General features: G+C 69.8%; 12 protein-coding genes. 5 read left to right on the top strand and 7 right to left on the bottom strand.

What is annotated here, in order from left to right; genetic code table 11:
• Positions 1–149 precede the first annotated feature (149 nt).
• Both H4O13_12295 and H4O13_12300 read left to right on the top strand, forming a co-directional pair.
• A complete protein-coding gene (locus H4O13_12295) occupies positions 150–695 on the top strand; it encodes a sigma-70 family RNA polymerase sigma factor (GenBank protein MBE5316167.1) in 546 nt (181 codons plus the stop codon).
• Positions 692–3520 (top strand): serine/threonine protein kinase, encoded by a 2829-nt coding sequence (locus H4O13_12300; protein MBE5316168.1) that lies wholly within the window; start codon positions 692–694, stop codon positions 3518–3520. The genes H4O13_12295 and H4O13_12300 overlap by 4 nt, the downstream gene beginning before the upstream one ends.
• An 89-nt stretch (positions 3521–3609) precedes the next feature.
• Here H4O13_12300 and H4O13_12305 read toward each other — a convergent pair whose 3' ends face one another.
• Complete coding sequence (locus tag H4O13_12305; GenBank protein MBE5316169.1) at positions 3610–6855, bottom strand: discoidin domain-containing protein; 3246 nt, start codon at positions 6853–6855, stop codon at positions 3610–3612.
• Between the two features lie 375 nt (positions 6856–7230).
• Complete coding sequence (locus tag H4O13_12310; protein MBE5316170.1) at positions 7231–7902, bottom strand: helix-turn-helix domain-containing protein; 672 nt, start codon at positions 7900–7902, stop codon at positions 7231–7233.
• A 238-nt stretch (positions 7903–8140) separates the two neighbouring features.
• Here H4O13_12310 and H4O13_12315 point away from each other — a divergent pair, with 238 nt between their 5' ends.
• Positions 8141–8515 carry a VOC family protein gene (locus H4O13_12315; protein ID MBE5316171.1) on the top strand — a complete coding sequence of 125 codons (375 nt, stop codon included), beginning with the start codon at positions 8141–8143 and terminating at the stop codon, positions 8513–8515.
• A gap of 421 nt (positions 8516–8936) precedes the next feature.
• Here H4O13_12315 and H4O13_12320 read toward each other — a convergent pair whose 3' ends face one another.
• Together H4O13_12320 and H4O13_12325 are read right to left on the bottom strand one after the other, a co-directional pair.
• Entirely contained in the window at positions 8937–11480 is a 2544-nt protein-coding gene (locus H4O13_12320) for a hypothetical protein (GenBank protein MBE5316172.1), read from the bottom strand.
• Positions 11481–11525: 45 nt separating this feature from the next.
• Positions 11526–12623: an NAD(P)-dependent alcohol dehydrogenase gene (locus H4O13_12325; GenBank protein ID MBE5316173.1), complete on the bottom strand. Its 1098-nt coding sequence runs from the start codon at positions 12621–12623 to the stop codon at positions 11526–11528.
• Positions 12624–12902: 279 nt separating this feature from the next.
• Here H4O13_12325 and H4O13_12330 point away from each other — a divergent pair, with 279 nt between their 5' ends.
• Positions 12903–13178, top strand: a complete 276-nt coding sequence (locus H4O13_12330; GenBank protein ID MBE5316174.1) for a PepSY domain-containing protein — start codon at positions 12903–12905, stop codon at positions 13176–13178.
• 2 nt (positions 13179–13180) lie between these two features.
• On the top strand, positions 13181–13705 hold the full coding sequence (locus H4O13_12335; GenBank protein ID MBE5316175.1) for a cytochrome b/b6 domain-containing protein: 525 nt from the start codon (positions 13181–13183) through the stop codon (positions 13703–13705).
• Between the two features lie 272 nt (positions 13706–13977).
• Here the strand turns inward: H4O13_12335 and H4O13_12340 are convergent, their stop codons facing one another.
• From H4O13_12340 to H4O13_12350, 3 genes are all read right to left on the bottom strand, one after another.
• The gene (locus tag H4O13_12340; protein MBE5316176.1) at positions 13978–14811 is read right to left on the bottom strand and encodes a hypothetical protein; all 834 of its coding nucleotides are present in this window, start codon (positions 14809–14811) and stop codon (positions 13978–13980) included.
• Positions 14812–15104: 293 nt separating this feature from the next.
• The gene (locus tag H4O13_12345; protein MBE5316177.1) at positions 15105–16649 is read right to left on the bottom strand and encodes a hypothetical protein; all 1545 of its coding nucleotides are present in this window, start codon (positions 16647–16649) and stop codon (positions 15105–15107) included.
• Between the two features lie 152 nt (positions 16650–16801).
• Positions 16802–19504 carry a hypothetical protein gene (locus tag H4O13_12350; GenBank protein ID MBE5316178.1) on the bottom strand — a complete coding sequence of 901 codons (2703 nt, stop codon included), beginning with the start codon at positions 19502–19504 and terminating at the stop codon, positions 16802–16804.
• Positions 19505–19616: the final 112 nt, after the last annotated feature.

Raw genomic sequence — 19616 nt, forward strand, 5'->3', positions numbered from 1 at the left:
TGCGCGTCCGGCCTCGATTGCACGGGTGGGCTCAAGCGGCCCGAAAGGCACGTTTCCTTGACCAAGGTGAGGGGCGTTCCTGACGTCGCTGCAAAGCTGGCTGGTCGCAAGCCCCTTCCGGTAACGTACCTGCGCCCCGGAGGAACCCCTTGGAACACCCCGCCGCCATCACTGCCCTGCTGCATGCCTGGCGCGCCGGCGCGGCGGATGCAGCACCCCGCTTGAATGCGCACATCTACGATCGCCTGAAGCAGATGGCGCGGCAGCGCTTCCAGGGCGCCGACGTGGTGCTGAGCCCGACCGTGCTGGTGCACGAGGCAGTGGCGCAGATGCTCGGTGCGGAGGTCGACTGGGATTCGCGCGCGCATTTTTTCGCACTCGCCGCACTGCAGATGCGCACCGTGCTGGTCGACCATGCGCGCCGCGCCGCGGCCGCCAAGCGCGGCGCGGATGCGGTGGCGGTGACGCTTGACCCGGAGCACGCGGCGATCGACGACGGTGTTGGCGTGATTGAAGTGCATGAGGCGCTGGAGCGGCTGGCTGTCGAGGACGCGCGTGCCGCGCGCGCGCTCGAGCTGACCTACTTCGGAGGGCTCGACGCGCGCCAGGTCGGTGAGGTGCTGGGGGTGTCGGTGGCCACGGTCGAGCGCGACCTGAAGTTCGGCCGCGCCTGGCTGCGCGAGGCGATGTCATGAGTTCGCCGGTTGGACTGCGGGCGCTGTTCGAGCGCGCGCAGGGGCTGACGCTGGCGCAGCGCGAGGCCCTGTATCGCGCTGAAGGCATCGATGCAGCGCTTGCCGCGCGGGCGGAGGCGCTGCTGGCTGCCGCCACCGATCCCGATGCCAATGCAAGCATGGACGAAGACGCGATCGCCCAGCGCGTGCGCGGCGCCGCCGCGGCTGCACTGCGCGGCGCCCTGCCCGAGCGGATCGGCCCCTGGCGCGTGCTCGGTCTGGTCGGCGAGGGCGGGATGGGCGTGGTGCTGCTGGGCGAGCGCGACGACGGCGAATACGACCGCCGCGTCGCACTCAAGCTGGTGCGCGGCTACGTGTCGGAGCGCGTGCGCGAGCGCTTCCGCCGCGAGCGCCAGCTGCTGGCGGCGCTGGAACATCCGCACATCGCCGGGCTGATCGACGGCGGCACCACCGAGGCCGGCGAGCCCTGGCTGGCCATGCCCTTCGTCGAGGGGAAGCAGCTGCGCGAGTGGCTGCGCGGCGAGCGGCCGCCTTCCCTGCGCGAGCGACTGACGCTGTTCGCCACGCTGTGCCGCGCGGTACATCACGCGCATCAGCGCTTGATCGTGCATCGGGATCTGAAGCCCTCGAACGTGATGGTGCGGACCGACGGCAGCCCGGTGCTGCTGGACTTCGGCATCGCCAAGCTGATCGACGACACCGAGGGCGGCGAGACCCAGACCCGCGCGCTGACCCCGCGCTATGCCAGCCCAGAGCAGCTGCTGGGCCTGCCGGTCACCACCGCCACCGATGTCTACGGGCTCGGCCTGCTGCTGTACGAAATGCTGGCGGGCGAGGTGCCCGAACGCGGCGAAGGCGTGCGCGCCGCCAGCACCGAGCTGCCGGCGGCTTCGGCCGCCGCGCTGTCGAACGCTGCCGGGCCGTGGCGCGCCGATGCGCCGCGCCTGCGCGGCGATCTGGATCGCATCGTCCATCGCGCGGTGCGCACCGACCCGTCCGCGCGTTACCCCTCGGCGCTGGCGCTGGCCGAAGACATCGACGCCTGGCTGGAAGGCCGGCCGGTGCAGGCGGCGGGCCGGCATCGCCTGTATCTGCTGCGTCGCTTCATCGGCCGCCACCGGCTCGGCGTGGCGGCGGTCGCGGTGGCCGTGCTCGCCGTGGGAAGCATGTCGCTGCAGTGGAAGCTGCAGCGCGACCGCGCCCTTGAAGCGGAGGCTGCCGCGCGCCGCGAAGCCGCCGCAGCACAGGGCGTAACCGAGTTTCTCGAAGGTCTGTTCGACGAGCTGGACCCCGGCCTGCACGGCGGCCGCGAACTGTCCGCGCGGGCGCTGCTCGCCTTGGGCCGCGAGCGCATACCCGCAGCGGACACGGCGGGCGTCGAGCTGCGCGCACGGCTGCAGTCGAGCATCGGCCGCATCTACGCCCACGCCGGTGAAACCGACACCGCGATCGCCCTGCTCAGCGAGGCCGATGGGGTGCTCCAGCGCAGCGCCGATGCACCCACGAGAATGGCCGCGCGCAAGGCGCTGGCGAACGCCCTGAACGTCGCCGGCCGTCACGCCGAAGCCAATCCGCTGGCGGTGGCGCTGGCCGAAGATGCGCTGGCGCAGGACCCGCCCGACCGCATGATGGCCGCGCATGCCGGCACCGAGATCGGCATCTCGGCCGAACAGCTCGGGCGCCGCGACGAGGCCATGGCCGCGTTCGCGCGCTCCGAGGTGCTGTTCACCGCCGAGGATGCGCAGGGCGAGCTGGGCTCGATGATCCACAACCGCGCCTGGCTGCTGGAGCGCTCGGGCGACTACATCGCCGCACTGGCCGGCTACGAGGACGCGGTGGCGCGCAAGATCGCGGTCTTCGGCCCCGAACACCCGCAGGTCGAGCCGAGCCAGTACGGCCGCGCCAAAATGCTTTCGCTGCTCGGGCGCTACCGCGAGGCGGCGGACGTGATGCTGCAGACCCTGCCGATCGTCGAGAAGGTGAGCGGGGAGCGTTCCGCTCCGATGAGCTTCACCCTGTCGATGCTGGGCTCGATCCATCTCGACCTCGGCGAGTACGCGCAAGCCGAGGCCTTCTACCGCCGCGGGCTGGCGGTCGATCGCGCCATGGCCGGCGCCGAGCCCTCCTCCGCCGTGGCGAGCGGGCTCAACAGCCTGGCCGCCGTGCTCGACGAGCGCGGCGAGGTCGACGCCGCCGAGGCCCTGTTCCAGGAATCGCTGGCCCTGCGCCGCGCGATCAACCCGACAGGCCACGCCAGCATCGCCGCGCCGCTGCAGAACCTTGCGCGTCAGGCGCTCGACAGCGGTCGGCTGGCGCCGGCCGCCGCTTACTGCACCGAAGCGCTGACGATCCGCACGGCAGCGCTTGGAGAGGCGCATCCGCAGACCCTTGCATCGCGACTGCTCTGCGCCAGCATCGATGCGCGCGCCGGCCGCATCGAGGCCGCCACCGCCGCCATCGACGCCGTGCGCGACGCGATGGCGGAACTGCCCGAGCCGCCGAAGCCGCAGCGTCTCGCCCTGCTGCAGGCGCAGGCCGCGCTGGCAGAAGCGCGGGGTGACAGCGAGGCCCGCCTGCAGCTGCGTCGGCAGGCACTTGCACTGGTCGAGTCACTGCACGCCGAGGGGCACCCGCGTCGCGCTCGCGCCCAGCTGGCGCTGGCCGAAGCTGAGGCCGCCGCGGGCGACCTCGGTTCCGCCCGCGCGCGGCTCGCCGAAGCGACGCCGCTACTGCGCGCCGCCCTGCACCCGCGCAGCCCGGCGCTGGCCCAGCTCACCGCACTGTCGGCCCGGCTTGCATCGCCCCAACCCGGCAACGCGCCCTGACCCTGCGCTGCGCCCGCCCCTCGACGGGGCGGGCCGCATGCATATGGCAGTGTTCGCGAAGTGATGGCTCCCGGCTGTTGGCGCTCCGATCAAGGCGCCGCCGCCTCGAAGCCGCTGGCGAAGATCGCGTTCGGCCGCGCCGGGAAGCAGTTGGACGCCGGCGGCGCGCCACCGATCCGGCTCCAGCCCAGCCCGCGCACGACGTAATCGACCACCGTGTAGCGGTGCGTGTAGCCGACGTTGCTGCGATCCGTCACCGCGTAAGAGTAGGGCTGCGGCCGGTAATCGCAGTTGCTGGCGCTGGGGTTGCTGATGCTGCGCATGGCGCCGGCGTACTGCAGGGACTGACCCCAGTACATCGTGGTCGACTGCTCCTCGGTCGCGCCGCTGGCGAATTCGTAGGCCACGCCGGCGATCGCACCGACCACCAGCCCGAGCTCGGCTTCGATCTCCGCGCCGACCCGCGCCGAATGCGAGAGCGAGGTCGTGCTGCCGACGAGGTTGCTCGAGGCCTGCTCCAGCGCCCACGCATTGGTGCCGGTGCCCGCGAACGAGACCAGCTCCCAGATGCCGGCGCTGCGCACGCCGGCATGCAGCGAGGGCGAGACGCCGCAGCGCGGGTCCTCGCGGTTGGCGACGCCCGTCCACAGCAGGTCGCCGCGCATCTGGATCGTGCGCCAGCGATTGGGCACGGAGACCGTGTCCGCGACCACGGCGAGGAAGGTACCGTCATGGGCAACGGGGTCGCAGACCGCGTCGGGATAGTCCACCGGCTCGCGGTGCACGTCGCCGAACACCTGCACCTCGGCGATCTCCAGCGCATCCTGGCCGCCGCCGCCAAGGGATTGGATGCGCACGAAGCGCCCGCGCAGCGGGGCGCCGGTCGCGGGGTCGCGTGTCCAGACGTTCCAGCGGTCGACGCCGTTGCCGGTACCCGGATCGGGCGTGAAGTTGGCCATGCCGGTGGGCACCGCATCGCCAAGAATCGGCGTTTCGGAAACGTAGATGCGCACGTCGCGGAAGGTGTTCACGCCCAGAAGGTTGGTCAGCCTGCGACTCGGCCAGACGCGGATGTTGCTGATGTCGCGCACCTCACCCAGATCGATCTGGGCATACGGAAACGTCTCACCGAAGATGCGCGAGTTCCAGCCGGACGAGAAATCGCCGTCGGTGATCGCCGTCGGTACGTTCGGCTGCTGCAGCTGCGCCGGCGGCCGCGTCGAGGTCGGCCGGAACAGCGCGAGGTTGGCCCAGTCGGGGTGCAGGGGCTTCCACTGGGCCGGGGTGGCGCCACCGCCGGGGGCGCCCGCGGTTGCGGTGTCCCAGGTCTCCAGGTCCAAGGCCACCATGGTGCGCGGATTGCTCCCGCCGTCGCCGGTACGGACGATCTCGCAGGCGCGCAGGGTGCTGGCAGGCAGCGCCTGGCCGCCGCGCAGGACCTCGTAGGAGTAGCAGTCGAACAGGTTCTCCTCGACCACCACCAGGCCTTCGCCCACCGACTGCGACTGTGACTCGGTCAGGGTGGTGGTCTGCTCGCTGCCGCGCAGCTCGGTGCGGCTGCTCTGCCAGTTGCCGCCGGCCTTGACCTTGGCGGAGAACTTGAAGCCGAGCGTCTCGCTGCCCACCTGCGCGCCGAAGTAGCCGGACACATCGTGCGAACTGAAGGTGCCGAAACGCTGCTCGACGGTGGCACCGGCACTGGTGGTGCGGCCGATCGTGGCCAGGGCCTCCGACGCGCCGCCCTGCAGCCGCTCCCAGTAGGGCGGCAGCTTGACCACGCTGCGCACCAGCGGTTCGCGCACCCGGCGACAGGTCGCGCTGACCGTCGCCACGGTCGAGTCCTGGTCGATGTCGGCAAGGCGCAGCTCGATGTTGCCGGTGGCCGCGAAGCTGGTCGGGAAGTCGTAGCTCGCGCGCAGACTGAAGCTCGCGGTGTCAGCCAGGGCGTCCGCGCTCGGCGGTGGGGTCATCGCCAGACGACGCAGGCGCGTGCCGAAGTTGGCCGCATCCTGGAATGCGAAGTAGACGTCGCCAATGCTGTCGCCATCGGCATCACCGATCGCCGCGCGCAGGCGACCGGTCGGATTCGCCGGCACATCGGCGACCACGCCGCGCGCATCCGGGCCAAAGCTCACGGGCACCCCCGCGGTGCTGAAGCCGACATCCAGAAGCTCGGTGCGGATCACCGCCTGGCCGCCGCCCGTGAACGGCCGCAGGAAGGCGATCTCCTTGCCGGGCAGGCGATCGACCTCGCCCACCGCCACCGCGAAGCGCTGCCCGCTGATGTTGGGCTGGTAGTTCAATGCGGCGCCGGACAGGGTCGCTCCCTGCACGCTGTTGCCGGCGTCGCGGGTGGTGGCGTACCAGCGCAGGCGCAGGCGCGGCGGGTTCAGGCTGCCGTTCTCCGAGCTCTGGGTGCTGACCAGCACTTCGTGCGCGGCGCTGCCGCCGAAGTCGGCCACCTGCACGCTGAAGTCCTCGAGGTCGCCCGGCGCGCTGAAGGCCTCCTCGGCGTAGGAGCCGGGAAAATCGACGAAGGTCAGCTCGCCCTCGAAGGTGCCGGCGCGCAGCACGCTGTAGCCCAAGCGGGTTTCGCCGCCGGTCTGGCGTCGGGTCACCAGCATCACCTGCTCGGCGCGCTCCAGCAGCGGGTTGCCGCCGGCGATGCGCAGGGCGTCCACGCCCGAGAAGTTGGTGCCGAAGGCCGGGCTCACCGTGGCGATGTAGTTGATCAGGGTCCCCTGATCGTCATGGGCGATACCGCCACCCGGCGCAGCATCGAGCGCGACCACGCGGAAGCGGTCACTGCTGTCGATCCAGCCCAGCACGATCTGGCGGGAGCCGTTGCGGCGTCCGAGCAGATCGGCGGTGGTGACCTGCAGATCGCGCGCGGTGGTGTTGAAGGCGGTCATTCGCCAATTGTCGATCTCGACCAGCGCATTGCCGGCGCTCGCGCTGCGGCCGAAGGTGGCGACCTGGACAAAGTCGGATCGGTAGACCACGACGATCTGCTCCTCGTCGCCGTCGCCGTCGATATCGGCGGCGGTGGTGACGACACGCTGCCCGGCGGCCAGGCTGCCGCTGCCGCCCAGCAGCTCGCGCTCGGGCTGTATTGGCCCGCCCGAAAGCTGATAGAGCGAAGGCGTGGTGCCGACGATGCGGGTGACCAGCACTTCCTGATCCAGACCCAACTCGATGAAGCGTCCGAAAGGGGTGGCATCGCAGGCGATCGGCGAGCCGGTCTTGATGGTGTACGGCGCCGGCTTCGGTTCGACGCCAGCGGCCGACCCGGCGGCGGCCAGCAGCAGGGCGATGGCGCTCAACATGCGTTTCATGGCTGTACTCCTTTTCCCCAGCAGGTCGGGGTGCGGAGCAAGCAAGCGCAGCAGAGTGGCGAACTCCCTCAGAGCGATTCGTGAAACCTAGGGCGGCGCTTGGCCACGATGGTTTCAGCGAGCCCCCCTTCCGGTGAGAGCGGCGCTGCCGGCACGATGGATCGTGGCGGCAGTGGCGAATACGGGACACCGCTTGGAGCCCAGCCGGGGGCAAGGCCGATGCGTCATCTGCGATGCGCTGGACCACGCGCATCGTTCACGGGCGCAGCCAGTACAGGCCTGCGGTCTTCGCGGGATCACTGACCGACTGCGCCGCGCGGCAGGCACCCGAGCGGATGCAGATCAGGCGGCGCATCGGGGCACCGGCGTGCCGACTCAGGAGCCCGCCTGCTGGCCGCCCGCGTGGGCATTCGCGCTTGCCTCGCGAAGATACTGGCCCGGGGTAACGCCGAGCGCCAGGCGGAACATGCTGACGAAGGCGCTCACGCTTGCGTAGCCGCATTCGCCTGCGACCGTGGCGACGCTGGCCGATTCCGACAGGCGCCTCAGCGCATGCTGCAGCCGGGCTTGCAGACGCCACTGATTGAAGGCGAGACCGGTCTCGGCCACGAACAGGCGTTCGATGGTCCGCGCGCTGGCGCCGCAGTCGCGAGAAAGCTGTGCAAGCGTGTCCGTACTTGCGAGGTCTGCGCGAGCCCGCTCGGCGACCCGGCGTGCGCGCGGATCCCGCGGCATCGGCAGCGCGAGCCCGAGATTCCTTGCGCGCGCCAGCTGATCGACGATCAGCGCAGCCAGATGCGGATGCGATGGCTCGCTCCCCTCCAACGCGCCTGTTCGCGCGGCCTCGAGCACAAGTTCGCGCAGCAAAGGCCGAACATCGAGCACGCAGATCCCGCCGTCAGGCCCCGGCGCGCCTTGCGACGCGAGTCGGGGCGAAAGGTACAGCGTGCGCAGCCACACCACGCCCAGCGTCTCGACCACATGATGCGTGTCGGACGGCACCCAGAGCATCCGGCTGGGCGGAACCACCCACTGCCGGTCGGCCACGGACACCGCCAGCGCGCCTCGTTCTGCGAACACCAGCTGCGGCCAGGCATGGGCATGTTCATCCAGGCGCAGGCCACGCGGCAGCTTCAGCGACAGGGAACGCAGCAGCATCAAGGAGGACTCCGGATGACGGAAGGTCGACAGGACTTGGCGGAATCGCGCTACGTGCACGCCGCATCGCAACGCTACCCTACGCCTCGTCGCTTCCGACCCCTACCGCTGCGATCGAGGAGACTCCATGTCGAACGATGTCGTCCATTTCGCGATTCACGCCGATGACTGCGAACGCGCCAGGACCTTCTACCAGAGCGTCTTCGGCTGGTCCTTCCAGCCCTGGGGCCCGCCGGACTTCTGGCTGATTCGGACCAGCGAGAACGGCATTCGCGGCGCCCTGCAGAAGCGCCGCGGACCCGGCGGACCCGGCGCAGGGGGTTACGAATGCACGATCGCGGTTGCCGACATCAAGGCCAGCGTTGCAGCGATCGAGGCGGCGCAGGGCCAGCTGATGCACCCTCCGTTTCACATCGACCGCGTCGGCACGGTCGCGCAGTTCCGCGACACCGAGGGCAACCTGGCGAGCGTGATGCAGTACGAGCCCGGCGTTCTGTCCTGAGGACTGTGGGCGGCCGCGCACGGCTGTTTCAGTCTCCACAGCAGTCATCGGCGCCTTTGCTGCCATGCACATGAGCGGATGACGGCAAGGCGGGCAGCGAGGCGCATCGGTCTTGGCGAGCGCCCTCGCGAACATGCATCGCACGAAAGAGCGCTTCAGCGCCTGCAGCACCTGCTGTTCGGACCCGAACGGCTCGCGCGCTTCAGGGCATTCGCTGCAAGCGCGCTGGCGCCGCCGCTCAAGGCCGCGACAGTCGCCGATATCCACCGGCGACAGGGCCGGGCCAGACCTCGTCGCCCGGCCCAGACCACTCGCTTCGGGTCCTCTGACAACGTCGCTCCGAAGGATCGACGACAGGATTCGGGGCCGGCGACCCAGCCGCGCAGACCGATGTGCTCGGCGTGTTCGCGCCTCTCGACGCTCAAGACTCGAACTGATCGCGAAACAGCGGACCTTGGGTGCAGTCGGAAACCTGCTCGGGAACCACCAGCACGTTGTAGCTCTTGCCGATGATCGAGCCGCTCATCGAGAAGATGCGCCAGTGGCCGTCAGAGGTGCTGTAGACGAGATCGAAGATCGCCCCGGCTGCATCACTCGCAGGGCTCACATTCGACAGAACGGCAGCAAAGCGGGCGCAGGGATTGCCGTCGAGCAGGGGATGCCTCAGCAGCAGCGCCTCGTTGGTGAGGGGGTCGCCGGCCTGCTTGTCGACGCGAAAGACATTCGGCGTGGGCGGCTGCGAGTACACGTTGAACTTGGCGCCGGCCGGCAGCGCCACGCCGTTGGCGTTGTGCACGAACGCCTCGCCGCCGGAGCTGCCGACCGCGATGGGATTGTTGTTGTAGACGCCGGGCGCGCCGGACCCGTTCCAGTTCTGTTCGGCGAGCACGATATGGCCGGCGTCCGGGCTAGGCAGAACGCTCGCGTTCGGAAACCCCGGAATCGTGGTGGTGACCGTGTGCATCGTCGAGTCGCTCGACGGCAGCGGGTGAAACACGTTGTAGGCCAGCGTCGACGACATCGCTGAGTGGTCCTGGTTGAACACGTTCCACACCAGGCCGTTGAAGAACACCCCGGTTGCACGGGGATTGGTGACGAACGGATTGATGAATCGATTAAGCGCGGTGAAGAGGCGCGTGCCGTTGCCTGCGTTGATCAGCGCGTCATCGATCGGAGAATAGTTGAGAGCGGCAAAGCTCGACGGCGCGAGCAGCATGCGATGGCCGTATTCGTAGGCGCCGATGTCGACCGTGGCCGGCCCGCCGCTGCCGCTGACAAGGCGCCGCAATCCGTCGGCATCCACCAGTGGCAGGGTGCCTCCGCCAAACAGCGCGAACGAGTTGCCGGCGTCGATCGCGGGGCTGCCCGGCCCCACGCGCGGCGCATCGAGCGAGCGCAGCAGCGGGTCGGCGTTGACGTCGTTGGCGCCGGGCGTGTACGCGCCCGCACTCAGGTTGTTGCGCAGCAGGTTGTAGTTGTTGGTCGCGGTGCCGCTCGGCGCCAGGTTCTGCAAGCCGCGGCGGTTGGCGACGATGAGATTGTTGGCGATCAGACCGCTGGTGGTGCCGGTGGCCGGCGGGCCACCACCGCCCCAGCGCGACAGCCCGATGCCATCGGCGCGGACCACGGTGTTGTTGATGATCTGGGCGTTGGTCGAGCCCTGCTTGACCACGCTGGCGATGCCGCCCGAGGACGCCCGCTCTCCGATCACCACGTTCGAAAGCACGCGCGCGGTGACGGTTGACGCGTCATCCGACAGCAGCCCCTCGGACACCATGATTCCGGAGCGCTGGAATTCACCGCGGACCGCGTTGCCCTGGATTCGGAACTCGGCCGTCGTCGCGCGCACCGCGCTCGCCAGAATGCCCCAGCCCTCGGACACGCCGCGGGAGCTGATCTCGTTCCAGAAGATCTCGCCGGCGTGCGTCCCGGTTCCGCCCCCGAACTCGACCTCGATGGCACTGGAGAACAGCGTCGGTGCGGCGACTCGAAGCCGGTTTTGGTAGACCCCGACGTAGTGGGCTGCGCTACCGCCGGAGGTGCGGATACTGATTCCCGCCGCGCTCGCGCTGCTGCTGGAGTCGAGCTGCATGTCGGCGACCTGGAGGGTGGCGCTGGCCGTGCCGAAGTAGCGCAATTGAACGCTGGCATCGGTCAGACGGAAGCCGCGCAGGGTGAAGCGCCATTCGTTCGCGCCGCCCACGTTGCCGGTGATTCCCCGGCCCGCAGCGAAACGCGGGGACACGTTGCGCGCCGCGAGCAGACTGACGCTGCCATTGACGGTGATGCTTTCGTCGATTGGCGACGAGGTGGTCACGAGTACGGTGCCCTGTACTGCCTCCACACCGTTGATGCACGCTTGCAGCGTGGTGTCGCAGGGCGCCGTGGCGCTCGGCCAGGTGAACTGCTCGCCCGTGGCCATGGCCAGGGGCCCCGTCGCCGCCGCCGCGCTTGCGAACAGCGCTGCCGCGAGCGCCAGAAGGGCCACCCTGCTCGCGGCTTCGAGCCAGCGGCGACGCGCGCAGCCCGTGCGTTGCTCCAAGCGGCGGGAGCGCGGATCACGTGCTGCACCTGCGCAGCCTGCAGAAGGCGAGCCGGGGACAGATGACACCTGTTCGCGGTGCGCGAAGGCGTTTGGGGTGGGCGTGTGCCGAGCGTCTCCGGTCAAGCTGCGCTTCGCAGTAGGGGCGGTGCTGATCAAGAGGGCTGTCCGGTACGTCACTCCGCTGTGACCACTCGGTTGCGGTTCATCGAGGCGCGATGCGACATGGCCGACCAGAAGGCGAGAGAGGCCCCGGACTGCAGCCCTTTGGGCCTCGCTTGCGCGCGGCGCAGGCGGGGAACTCCCCACATCCCTCATCCCTGCTCCGTCATCCGGAGGGCAGGAAAGGCCGGCGGCAGGCCCATGGTGGGTCGAGCGGGGTAGCGCAGGAACTCGCGCACAGGTCTGCTTCTGCCATCCCACGCCCCAGCGACCCGGAACACACACCGGGCGCGCTGGCGGTCGAACTCAGTGCGGCGTGATCGCCACCTTGAGCACGCCGTCGCGCTGGTGCGAGAACAGCTCGTAGGCGGCGACGATGTCGTTGAGCGCGAAGCGATGGGTCACCAGTGCGCCGAAGTCGGCGCGACCGGATTCGACCACCGCCATCAGCCGGCGCATGCGCTCCTTGCCGCCGGGGCAGAGTGCGGTGGTGATGCGGTGGTCACCGAGGCCGGCGGCGAGCGCGTCCAGCGGGATCACCAGGTCCTCCGAGTACACCCCGAGGCTCGACAGCCGCCCGCCGGGCTTGAGCACGCGCAGGGCGGAGGTGAATGTCCCCTGCGTGCCCAGCGCTTCGATCGCGGCATCGGCGCCGCGGCCGCCGGTGAGCTTCATCACCTCGTCCACCACGTCGCAGCTCGTGAAGTTGAGGGTGACATCGGCCCCCATGCGCTTGGCAATGGCGAGGCGGTGGTCGTTGCCGTCGATGGCGATGATGGTCGAGGCGCCGCGCAGGCGCGCGCCGGCCGTCGCACACAGGCCGATCGGGCCCTGCGCGAACACCACCACGACATCGCCGATGCGGATGTCCGCGTTCTCGGCCCCTTTGAAGCCCGTGGACATGATGTCCGGGCACATCAGCACCTGTTCGTCGCTGAGGCCGTCGGGAATCGGCGCGAGATTGCCCTGCGCGTCAGGCACGCGCAGGTATTCCGCCTGCGCGCCATCGATGAGGTTGCCGAAGCGCCAGCCCGCCGTGGCCTTGTAGCCGTGGGCGGCGCAGCCGCCGCTGGCGACGAGGTAGCTGCCGTCCTGCGAGGGCACGCCGTCCTGCGCCGCGTACGAATTGAAGTCGGGACAGATCGCGCCGGCGATGACGCGCTGGCCCTCGACATAGCCGGTGACTGCGCTGCCGAGCTTCTCGATCACGCCCACCGGCTCATGGCCGACGGTGAGCCCCTTCGCGACCGGATACTCGCCCTTGAGGATATGGACGTCGGTGCCGCACAGGGTCGTCGTGGTGATCCTGATCAGCGCGTCCTTGGGGCCGATATCGGGGATGGCCTTGTCGGCCAGTTCGATGCGTCCGCGTTCGACGAATACCGCTGCTCTCATCCGCGTCATGACGCTCTCCTGTGGCTGCACGGCAGGACAGGGTGTTGCTCAGCAAAGCCGCGCGTCTGTGCGCCAGCCGACGCGGGCCTGCAGGCTGCGGGCGCAGAGGAGGAGATCAGCCGGACTTCGGCCAACGACTCCGCAGAAAACGCAAAAATCGGTAACATCGCGCGGCGCTGATTCGGCACTTCAGGGTTTGCACGGCGCGTGGCTCGCATCGCCCGGCCGCGCCGATCCCCACCGGTCGACAGCGTCTATTCCTCCCATCCCCTTTCACGGATACCGACCATGAACACACGTGTTGTCTGCGCCCTGGCCCTGATCGCTGCGCTTTCGGGCTGCAGCCGGGAAGCCGAAGTCCAGTGCACCACCGCCAGCAAGGACACCTGGCAGAACGAGCAGGCCTTCAAGGACGGTCTGACCGCCAAGGGCTACACCATCAACGAGTTCAAGGTCACGCCGGGCAACTGCTACGAGATCTACGGCACCGACCCGCAGCAGGCCAAGGTGGAGATCTACTTCAACCCGGTCGATGGCGCCGTGGTCAAGGAAGAGAAGAAGTAAGCTTGGCCGGCGAATCACTGCGGATCTGGGACCCGGTGCTGCGCACGCTGCACTGGGTCACCGCCTGCCTCTTCGTGCTGAACTACTGGGTGCTGGAGCCGGGCAGCGACTGGCACCAGTACCTCGGCTACGCCATGGCCTGCATGGTCGTCGTGCGCCTGGTCTGGGGACGTTTCGGGCCGGCCAACGCGCGCTTCTCGCTGCAGGCGCTGGGCCCCGCGCACTGGCGCGAGCACGTCCGCGAGCTGCGCGCGCGGGCCATCCCGCCGGGCAGCGGCCACAACCCCTTCGGCTACCTCTGGCTGTACGCATCGCTGGGCCTGTTCGCGTCGCTTGCGCTGAGCGGTTTTCTGCTGGAAGAAGTGGACTACTTCTTCGGCAGCGACCTGCTCGAAAGCCTGCATGGGCTGTTCGCGGACAGTGTGTTCGTGCTCGCCTGCATCCATGTCGCGGCCGTGATCCTGGTCGGCTGGTGGGGGCGCATCGAACTGATCCGACCCATGCTGACGGGCGTTCGACGGCGGTAGCCAAACGGCGTTCGCCGTTCGCCGAGCGCGACGCGCCGACGATCGCGCACACGAAACCACACATCGAAGCATCGAAGCGACCATCGGCACCGGCAGCGGCGAGGCGCTGCAAGGCCTCGCCGCTGCCGGTGGATTCACAGGCCCACAGGCATCGATTCACCGCAGCACGGTCATCGCTGGCCCTGCCCGGCCAAGCGCCGCGCGAACGCAAGGGCCGCGGGTCAATCCAGCGCGCGCCCACCGGCCCAGGTGGAGCCGTGCTGCCACAGATCTCAGCGCACGCAGCCCGGTCTCGGCACCACCCGGCGCAGCGGAATCGTGCCGCTCTCGCCGGTGTTGAAACGGAAGACGAAGCGGCCCTGGTCGCAGCTCACGAACTCGAACTCGCCGCCGCCCACCGCCTGCGTCTGCACCGCTGTCGGTGCGTTGAAGGCGCCGCCGCTGCTCGCGAACAGCTGCACCTGCGCGCGCGCGCCTGCGACGTCACCGACCCCGCTCCACCAGACCTGCTCGCCGCTGCGGCTGCTGCCCGGCGCGCCGGTCGACCAGGTGAACCAGGCGAAGCCGAACTTGCCCTGCTCGCGCAGCGAGTCGATGTACAGGCCCTGGCCCGAGGTGGCCGGGTTGTACCAGGCGCCATCGATGCCTTCGCTGATCGCGAACGTGGGCGGCTCGGCCAGCTCCGACTTGACGGTGTAGCTCCAGAAGCAGATCGCCCCGCCGGTGTTGGCGATGAAGGCTTCGGGGTTCTCGTCGACCCAGCCGGGCCAGCCGTCGCAGAGCTCGATCGCGAAATCGGCGAAGCCTTCGACCTCGCTGATGTGCCAGCGCCAGAGCCGCTGCTCGGGATCGCGGATGTCGCGGTTGAAGCCATCGCCGCCGGGCTTGATTGTGGCGATCAGAATCGCTCCGAGCCCATCGGTCGGCCGCCCCTGGTTGGCCACCAGGGCACGCGCATGGGCGATGTGCTCGGGGTTCGACAGCGGCACCAGGAAGCTCTGGTTGCGGTTGGTTTCGATCTCGGCAACTTCGAACCAAACGGTCTCGGCCTGGGCGGACGAGACGCTTGCGGCCGCAAGGGCCACAGCGAGCGTGAGGGAATGCATGGTCATGGGATCCAAAAGGTCATGGGCAAGGCCCGCACCGCGGCGGCGCGGGCGCGCGGAGTGTGCCATGCACGAGGGCCATCCTCATCTCCTGCGCGGCGGCCGCAGGCCCGCGGAGCGCAGGCCGCGCGACGGTCAGCCGCCATGACAACGGAGCGCGTCGCTGTCCGCGCGGGCTCCGGTTCGGGGCCGCGTGATTTCCATGCCCCGGACGGCTGCGCGCCGCGGGTCCGCCTCGCCGATCGCGAACGCAGCGCCCCACGGTGCTGGACCGCTGCGCTGGCCCGCTCCGCTCAGAAGCGGAAGACGAAGGCATTGACGAAGCAGTGGTCCCAGACCAGCACCGCGTTGAGGTTCGGCATCCAGCGCAGGCGCCCGGCGATCAGCCGCCGAGCCACCGGATGCGGGTTCGGAAACGACAGCCGGGACAGCGTCCAGGGCGTGGTGCTGGGGTCCAGCTCCAGCCACTGCATGTCGCCCACGCCGGCACTCGCACTTGCCCGCGTGCAGACCCAATAGCGATTGCTCGGCGGAACGAAGACCATGCCGGCGCCGTCGTAGAAGGTGCTCGCGCTGACGAAGGCGGACAGGCCGAGCCCACCGCCCAACTGCACGTAGTCCTGCAGCATCTGTCCGCTGTCCAGATCGAGCCGCCAGTAGCGTCCCCGGCCCACGCTGGTGTCGCTGAAGGGCGGCTGGAACGCGGTCACGGTCCGACCGTGCCGGCTCTGCGCGGCGTGGTTGAAGTTCAGGCCATAGCTGCCGCCCCAGGGCTCCCACGTCTGTGTGTCCCAGCGGTACGCGAAGGCGCCGGCGCCCAGCGAGCCGCTGGCGCTGCAGAGCACGCGCGCACGGACTTCGTCCCAGACGCCCAGCGCGGACTCGGCGGCATGGATCTCGACGACGCCGGTGGCGTTCGGCGAGGCCGGATTGCCGCGCACGCGATCGTTGACCAGACGCTTCCACTCCCAGCGTCCACTGGCCAGATCGAAGCGCCACAGGCGGCGGGCGTGCATGAAGATCGAGCCGCGCGCGCCGACCTCGGGCGCGTACGCCATCCCCTCGTAGGTGTGCCGCGCGGTCGGCTTGCCGTCGAAAGGCACCTGGTCGTAGAAGGGACCGTTCTCGGCGGGCACCAAGGGGCCCGTCGTCGTCCCCGCAGGGTTGTTGGCGTTGAAGTTGGCGACGGCCGCCGCGGCGGAATCCGGGTAGTTCGTGCTGCTGCCGTTGCTGAGGTAGGCGGCGCTCATCTGCGAGCGCGCACTCGGCGGGCACTCGATCGACCACTGCATGCGCTGGCAGTCGAAGCGATACAGGCCGTTGTTGTAGCCATCGGAGTGGCCGCCGCCCAGGAACCAGAAGCGATCGCGGCGCGGATCCACACAGAACCCCGACCACGACTGGAACAGGTTGAAGCCGGGCCCCGATTCCGCCCCCCACAGACTGCCGCGATCCCAGCCCGGCGACAGCGCCTGCACGGCGGCGGTCAGCTGTTGATCGATCCGCGTGCCGGCCACTTCGATCCAGCGCCCCCGCGGCACGCGATCCCAGGACACCGCATTGACCCTGCCCTCGGCGTCGCGCCCCGGGGTCCAGACATCGCCCTGCAGCGCGCCCGAGTCCGCCCCCGCGCCCCAGGCGAACGGCGGATCGCCCCCCGGCTCGAAGCCGTCGGCGAACACGCCCGCAGCGCCCGCGCCCTGCGCCTTGGCGGCGCCGTGCATCAGCGGAGCGATGCCGAGCCCGGCGGCGGCCTGCAGCAGCTCGCGCCGCCCGAGCCGCGGCGGCGCGGCCTCGTCGTTCTCCGCTGCGGGCTGGAAATGATTCGACTTCTGCATGCTGTGCCCTCCACCGCCGGCGCCACGCCGGGCCCGAGACGAAAACTTGCGAGAGCCTAGTTTGGACGGCGGCGCTGGCACTGACCGCCGGTCCGCGCGCTGGCTCCGGCTGTCCTGCGCGGGCGCTTCAGTGCGAACGCAGCCGCCTGCGCTTAGCGCGCTGGCACCGCCTCGAAGCCGTCGCGGAACAGCTGGCCGGGTTGGAACTGCAGCACGTGCGTGCTCGGCGGTGGCGGGTCGCCAAACACGCCACCCCAGACGGCTGGCTCGGCCACCACCCAGCTGCGGTCGAAGCGGCCGGTCTGGCTGCCCGCCTGACGCAGCTGCAGTCCGCTGCGCCGATACACGGGCGCGGCGATGCCGGTGGAAGTCAGCGGGAACAGGGTCAGCTCGCTCGCACCGCTGGCCAGGGTCTGGTTCGCCCACATCCAGACACCCGACGGCTCCGACAAGGGGAACAGTGCGCCGACCCGGCCATCGAGCGGGGCGTCGGAACAGCCCAGCAGTGCGCCGTCGGCTGCAGCCAGACGGCAGACGCGCAGCGGGAACACATCCGGCCCGACGTTGGGCGGGAAGGCGACGTGCACGACGCCCTGGCCGTCGGTGTCGACCGCCGTGTAGACCTGCCCCGGGCCGGCCGCACGCAGCGGCTGCTTGATGCGCTGCTGCCACAGGCGAGTGCCCGAAGTGTCGAAAGCGGCCACCAGCAGAGCGCTGGGACGAGAGGCCGAGGCTGAGGCAAACACCGGCGCGCTGATCAGCGTGATCGCCCGGCGGGTGATGGCGTCGATGCGCACGAACTCGGCGGTGCCCAGCGGGGCCAAGGACCACGTGACCGCTCCCGGCACCGTCTGGCCGTTGGCCGCGATCGCCAGCAGACTCACGCCGGCCGCGCTTTGGTCGAGCGGATCGAGCCGCCGCAGAAACACCCGCGAACCCAGCACGTGCGAGATCTCCACATCGCTGGAAACCTGCACCTGCTGGAGGCGCGTATCGACCTGGACGCTGCCGGCGCCGTCGTAGCAGCGCCAGAGTGGCGCCTGCCAGGGGCGTCCATCGCGCTGTGCGAAGCCGAGGCCACAGAGTTGGGCGCCTCCGGTGCCAGTGGACACCCGCGCCAGCTGCTTGAAGGGCTCATCGAGTTCGCGCTCCCAGAGCATCTGCCCCTGCGCATCGAGCGCCCACAGACGGTGCTGGTTCGCCAGCGGCCCGCGCGCCGAGGCCGCCACGTGGACGTTGCCGTTCACGACTTCGACCTGGGCGTCGGCGACGTCGAAGCGCGGGAACTGCAGCTGTCGGCGCCAGAGCACGTCGCCGCGCTCGGACAGGCGGGTGAGCTCCAGGAGCTCTTTCTCACCGTTGCTCACATACCGCGCGTGGGCGACCTCAAGCGTATTGACTTCGCGCACCACAGCAGGCGCGCGCTCGCGCAGACGCGCATAGGTCGGGAAAGCGAAGCCGGTGGGATTCAGGCCGCCCAGCGCTGCGCCAGCGGCGGAGTCGAACACCTGCACATCGAGGCTGCTCGCGAAGGACACGCCGCGCGGCGCGCAGGGGATGTCCAGACAGGTGCTGGGGTCACGCTGCCAGACCGACTGCGGCGCACCGCTGGCCGCGGACACATGCCTGTCGAGGCCTAGCGGACCCGCAGCGAGCACCCCCAGGGGAAACCCTGCTCCGACCTGCACTGTGCCTTCCGTCAGATCGAAGGTGAGCACGGCGCCGCGGCCGGCGATCTGCGCGACCAGGACGCGGGCGCGCGGCCCCAGCACCTGCCATTCGCCGAGCCGGGCTGCAAACGCCGGGCTCGACAGTCGCCAGCGCTCGACGCCATCCGCGCTCATGCGCCGCACTTCGTCGGCACCCAGCGTACTCAGGAACGCATCGCCGTCGGTCAGCCAGCCGCGCACGTAGAACCGAACCGTTTGCGGAATCTCCGCGCGAAGGTTGCCGTCTGCGCGAACGACCCGCAGCCCACCTGCGCCATCCGTCAGCCAGGCATCGCCAGCGGGGGACAGCCCCAAACCCCTCTCACTTCCCAAGCTCAACCCGCTCCGCCACCGCTCATTGCCCCCCTGGCGAAGACGCGTGTCCGGCGCGGAGGCGGGTGCAGCCGCATCGAACGTGTTGATCAGAAAGCCCAGGCCGCGGCGGAAATCCCGCACGTCCAGGAAGCGCCCCTCGGGCGCGGCGATGACATCGAGAAGCTGGCCCGCGTCATCGAGCGCGCAGGCATAGGCAGGCCTGCCCAGCAGCGCATTGCGGCTGGCAAGGATCAGATCGCCGTCAGCATTCAGAAACAGGTGGTCGACCGCGACTGACTGCTCGTTGGGAGAGCAGGCCGCCGGCGGCTGCAGGGCATCGACCTGCCGGGCCGCGCCGTTGGCATCGAGGTAGAGCGCTTGCGTGCCGGCGAGCACCGCCAGCCCACCGTTCGGCGTCAGGCGCGTTTGCCCGAGCGCCACGGGCAGCGCAGGGCCGAGATCGCTCTGGGCGACGCCCAGGTTCCAGAAGCGCTTCCACAGCACCTGACCCGCTGTATCCAGGCGCAGGATCTGGAAGCCGCGCAGCCGCTGCCAGGACGGGTTCACCACGAAGCCCAGCTCAGCGCTGCTCTCGCCGCCGCCATTGACCGGCAGGATCAGGTAGGCGCCATCCTCACGCGTCACCACCGCACTCGGCGAAAAGCCGGGCTGTTCGTAGGACTGGGAAGCGGGAAAGCCGAACAGCGTCGCGCGTGCGCCATTCGACTGCGGCGTGGGATCCACGGACTCCCAGGCCATGCCCTGGGCTGCAACCTGGGGCATCGCCGCACTCAGCAGCAGCGACAGGCAGAACGCTCGCGAAAACGACATGGGTCTCCCAATTCGTTGGCTGCGCAGACGAACTGTCCGCGAAGCGCGGCACCTTAGCTGTTCGCGATGGCCTAGTGAAGCCCGCGGCGGCGCAGTCGACGCCAATCCGCCG

This window comes from Lysobacterales bacterium (assembly GCA_014946745.1).
Taxonomy (GTDB): Bacteria; Pseudomonadota; Gammaproteobacteria; order Xanthomonadales; family Xanthomonadaceae; genus Aquimonas.

What these genes read in the sequence shown, in the direction of transcription:
- H4O13_12340 (MBE5316176.1), bottom strand. Translation starts at nt 14,811, where the DNA reads ATGCATTCCCTCACGCTCGCTGTGGCCCTTGCGGCCGCAAGCGTCTCG.
- H4O13_12325 (MBE5316173.1), bottom strand. Translation starts at nt 12,623, where the DNA reads ATGACGCGGATGAGAGCAGCGGTATTCGTCGAACGCGGACGCATCGAA.
- H4O13_12305 (MBE5316169.1), bottom strand. Translation starts at nt 6,855, where the DNA reads ATGAAACGCATGTTGAGCGCCATCGCCCTGCTGCTGGCCGCCGCCGGG.
- H4O13_12350 (MBE5316178.1), bottom strand. Translation starts at nt 19,504, where the DNA reads ATGTCGTTTTCGCGAGCGTTCTGCCTGTCGCTGCTGCTGAGTGCGGCG.
- H4O13_12300 (MBE5316168.1), top strand. Translation starts at nt 692, where the DNA reads ATGAGTTCGCCGGTTGGACTGCGGGCGCTGTTCGAGCGCGCGCAGGGG.
- H4O13_12345 (MBE5316177.1), bottom strand. Translation starts at nt 16,649, where the DNA reads ATGCAGAAGTCGAATCATTTCCAGCCCGCAGCGGAGAACGACGAGGCC.
- H4O13_12315 (MBE5316171.1), top strand. Translation starts at nt 8,141, where the DNA reads ATGTCGAACGATGTCGTCCATTTCGCGATTCACGCCGATGACTGCGAA.
- H4O13_12330 (MBE5316174.1), top strand. Translation starts at nt 12,903, where the DNA reads ATGAACACACGTGTTGTCTGCGCCCTGGCCCTGATCGCTGCGCTTTCG.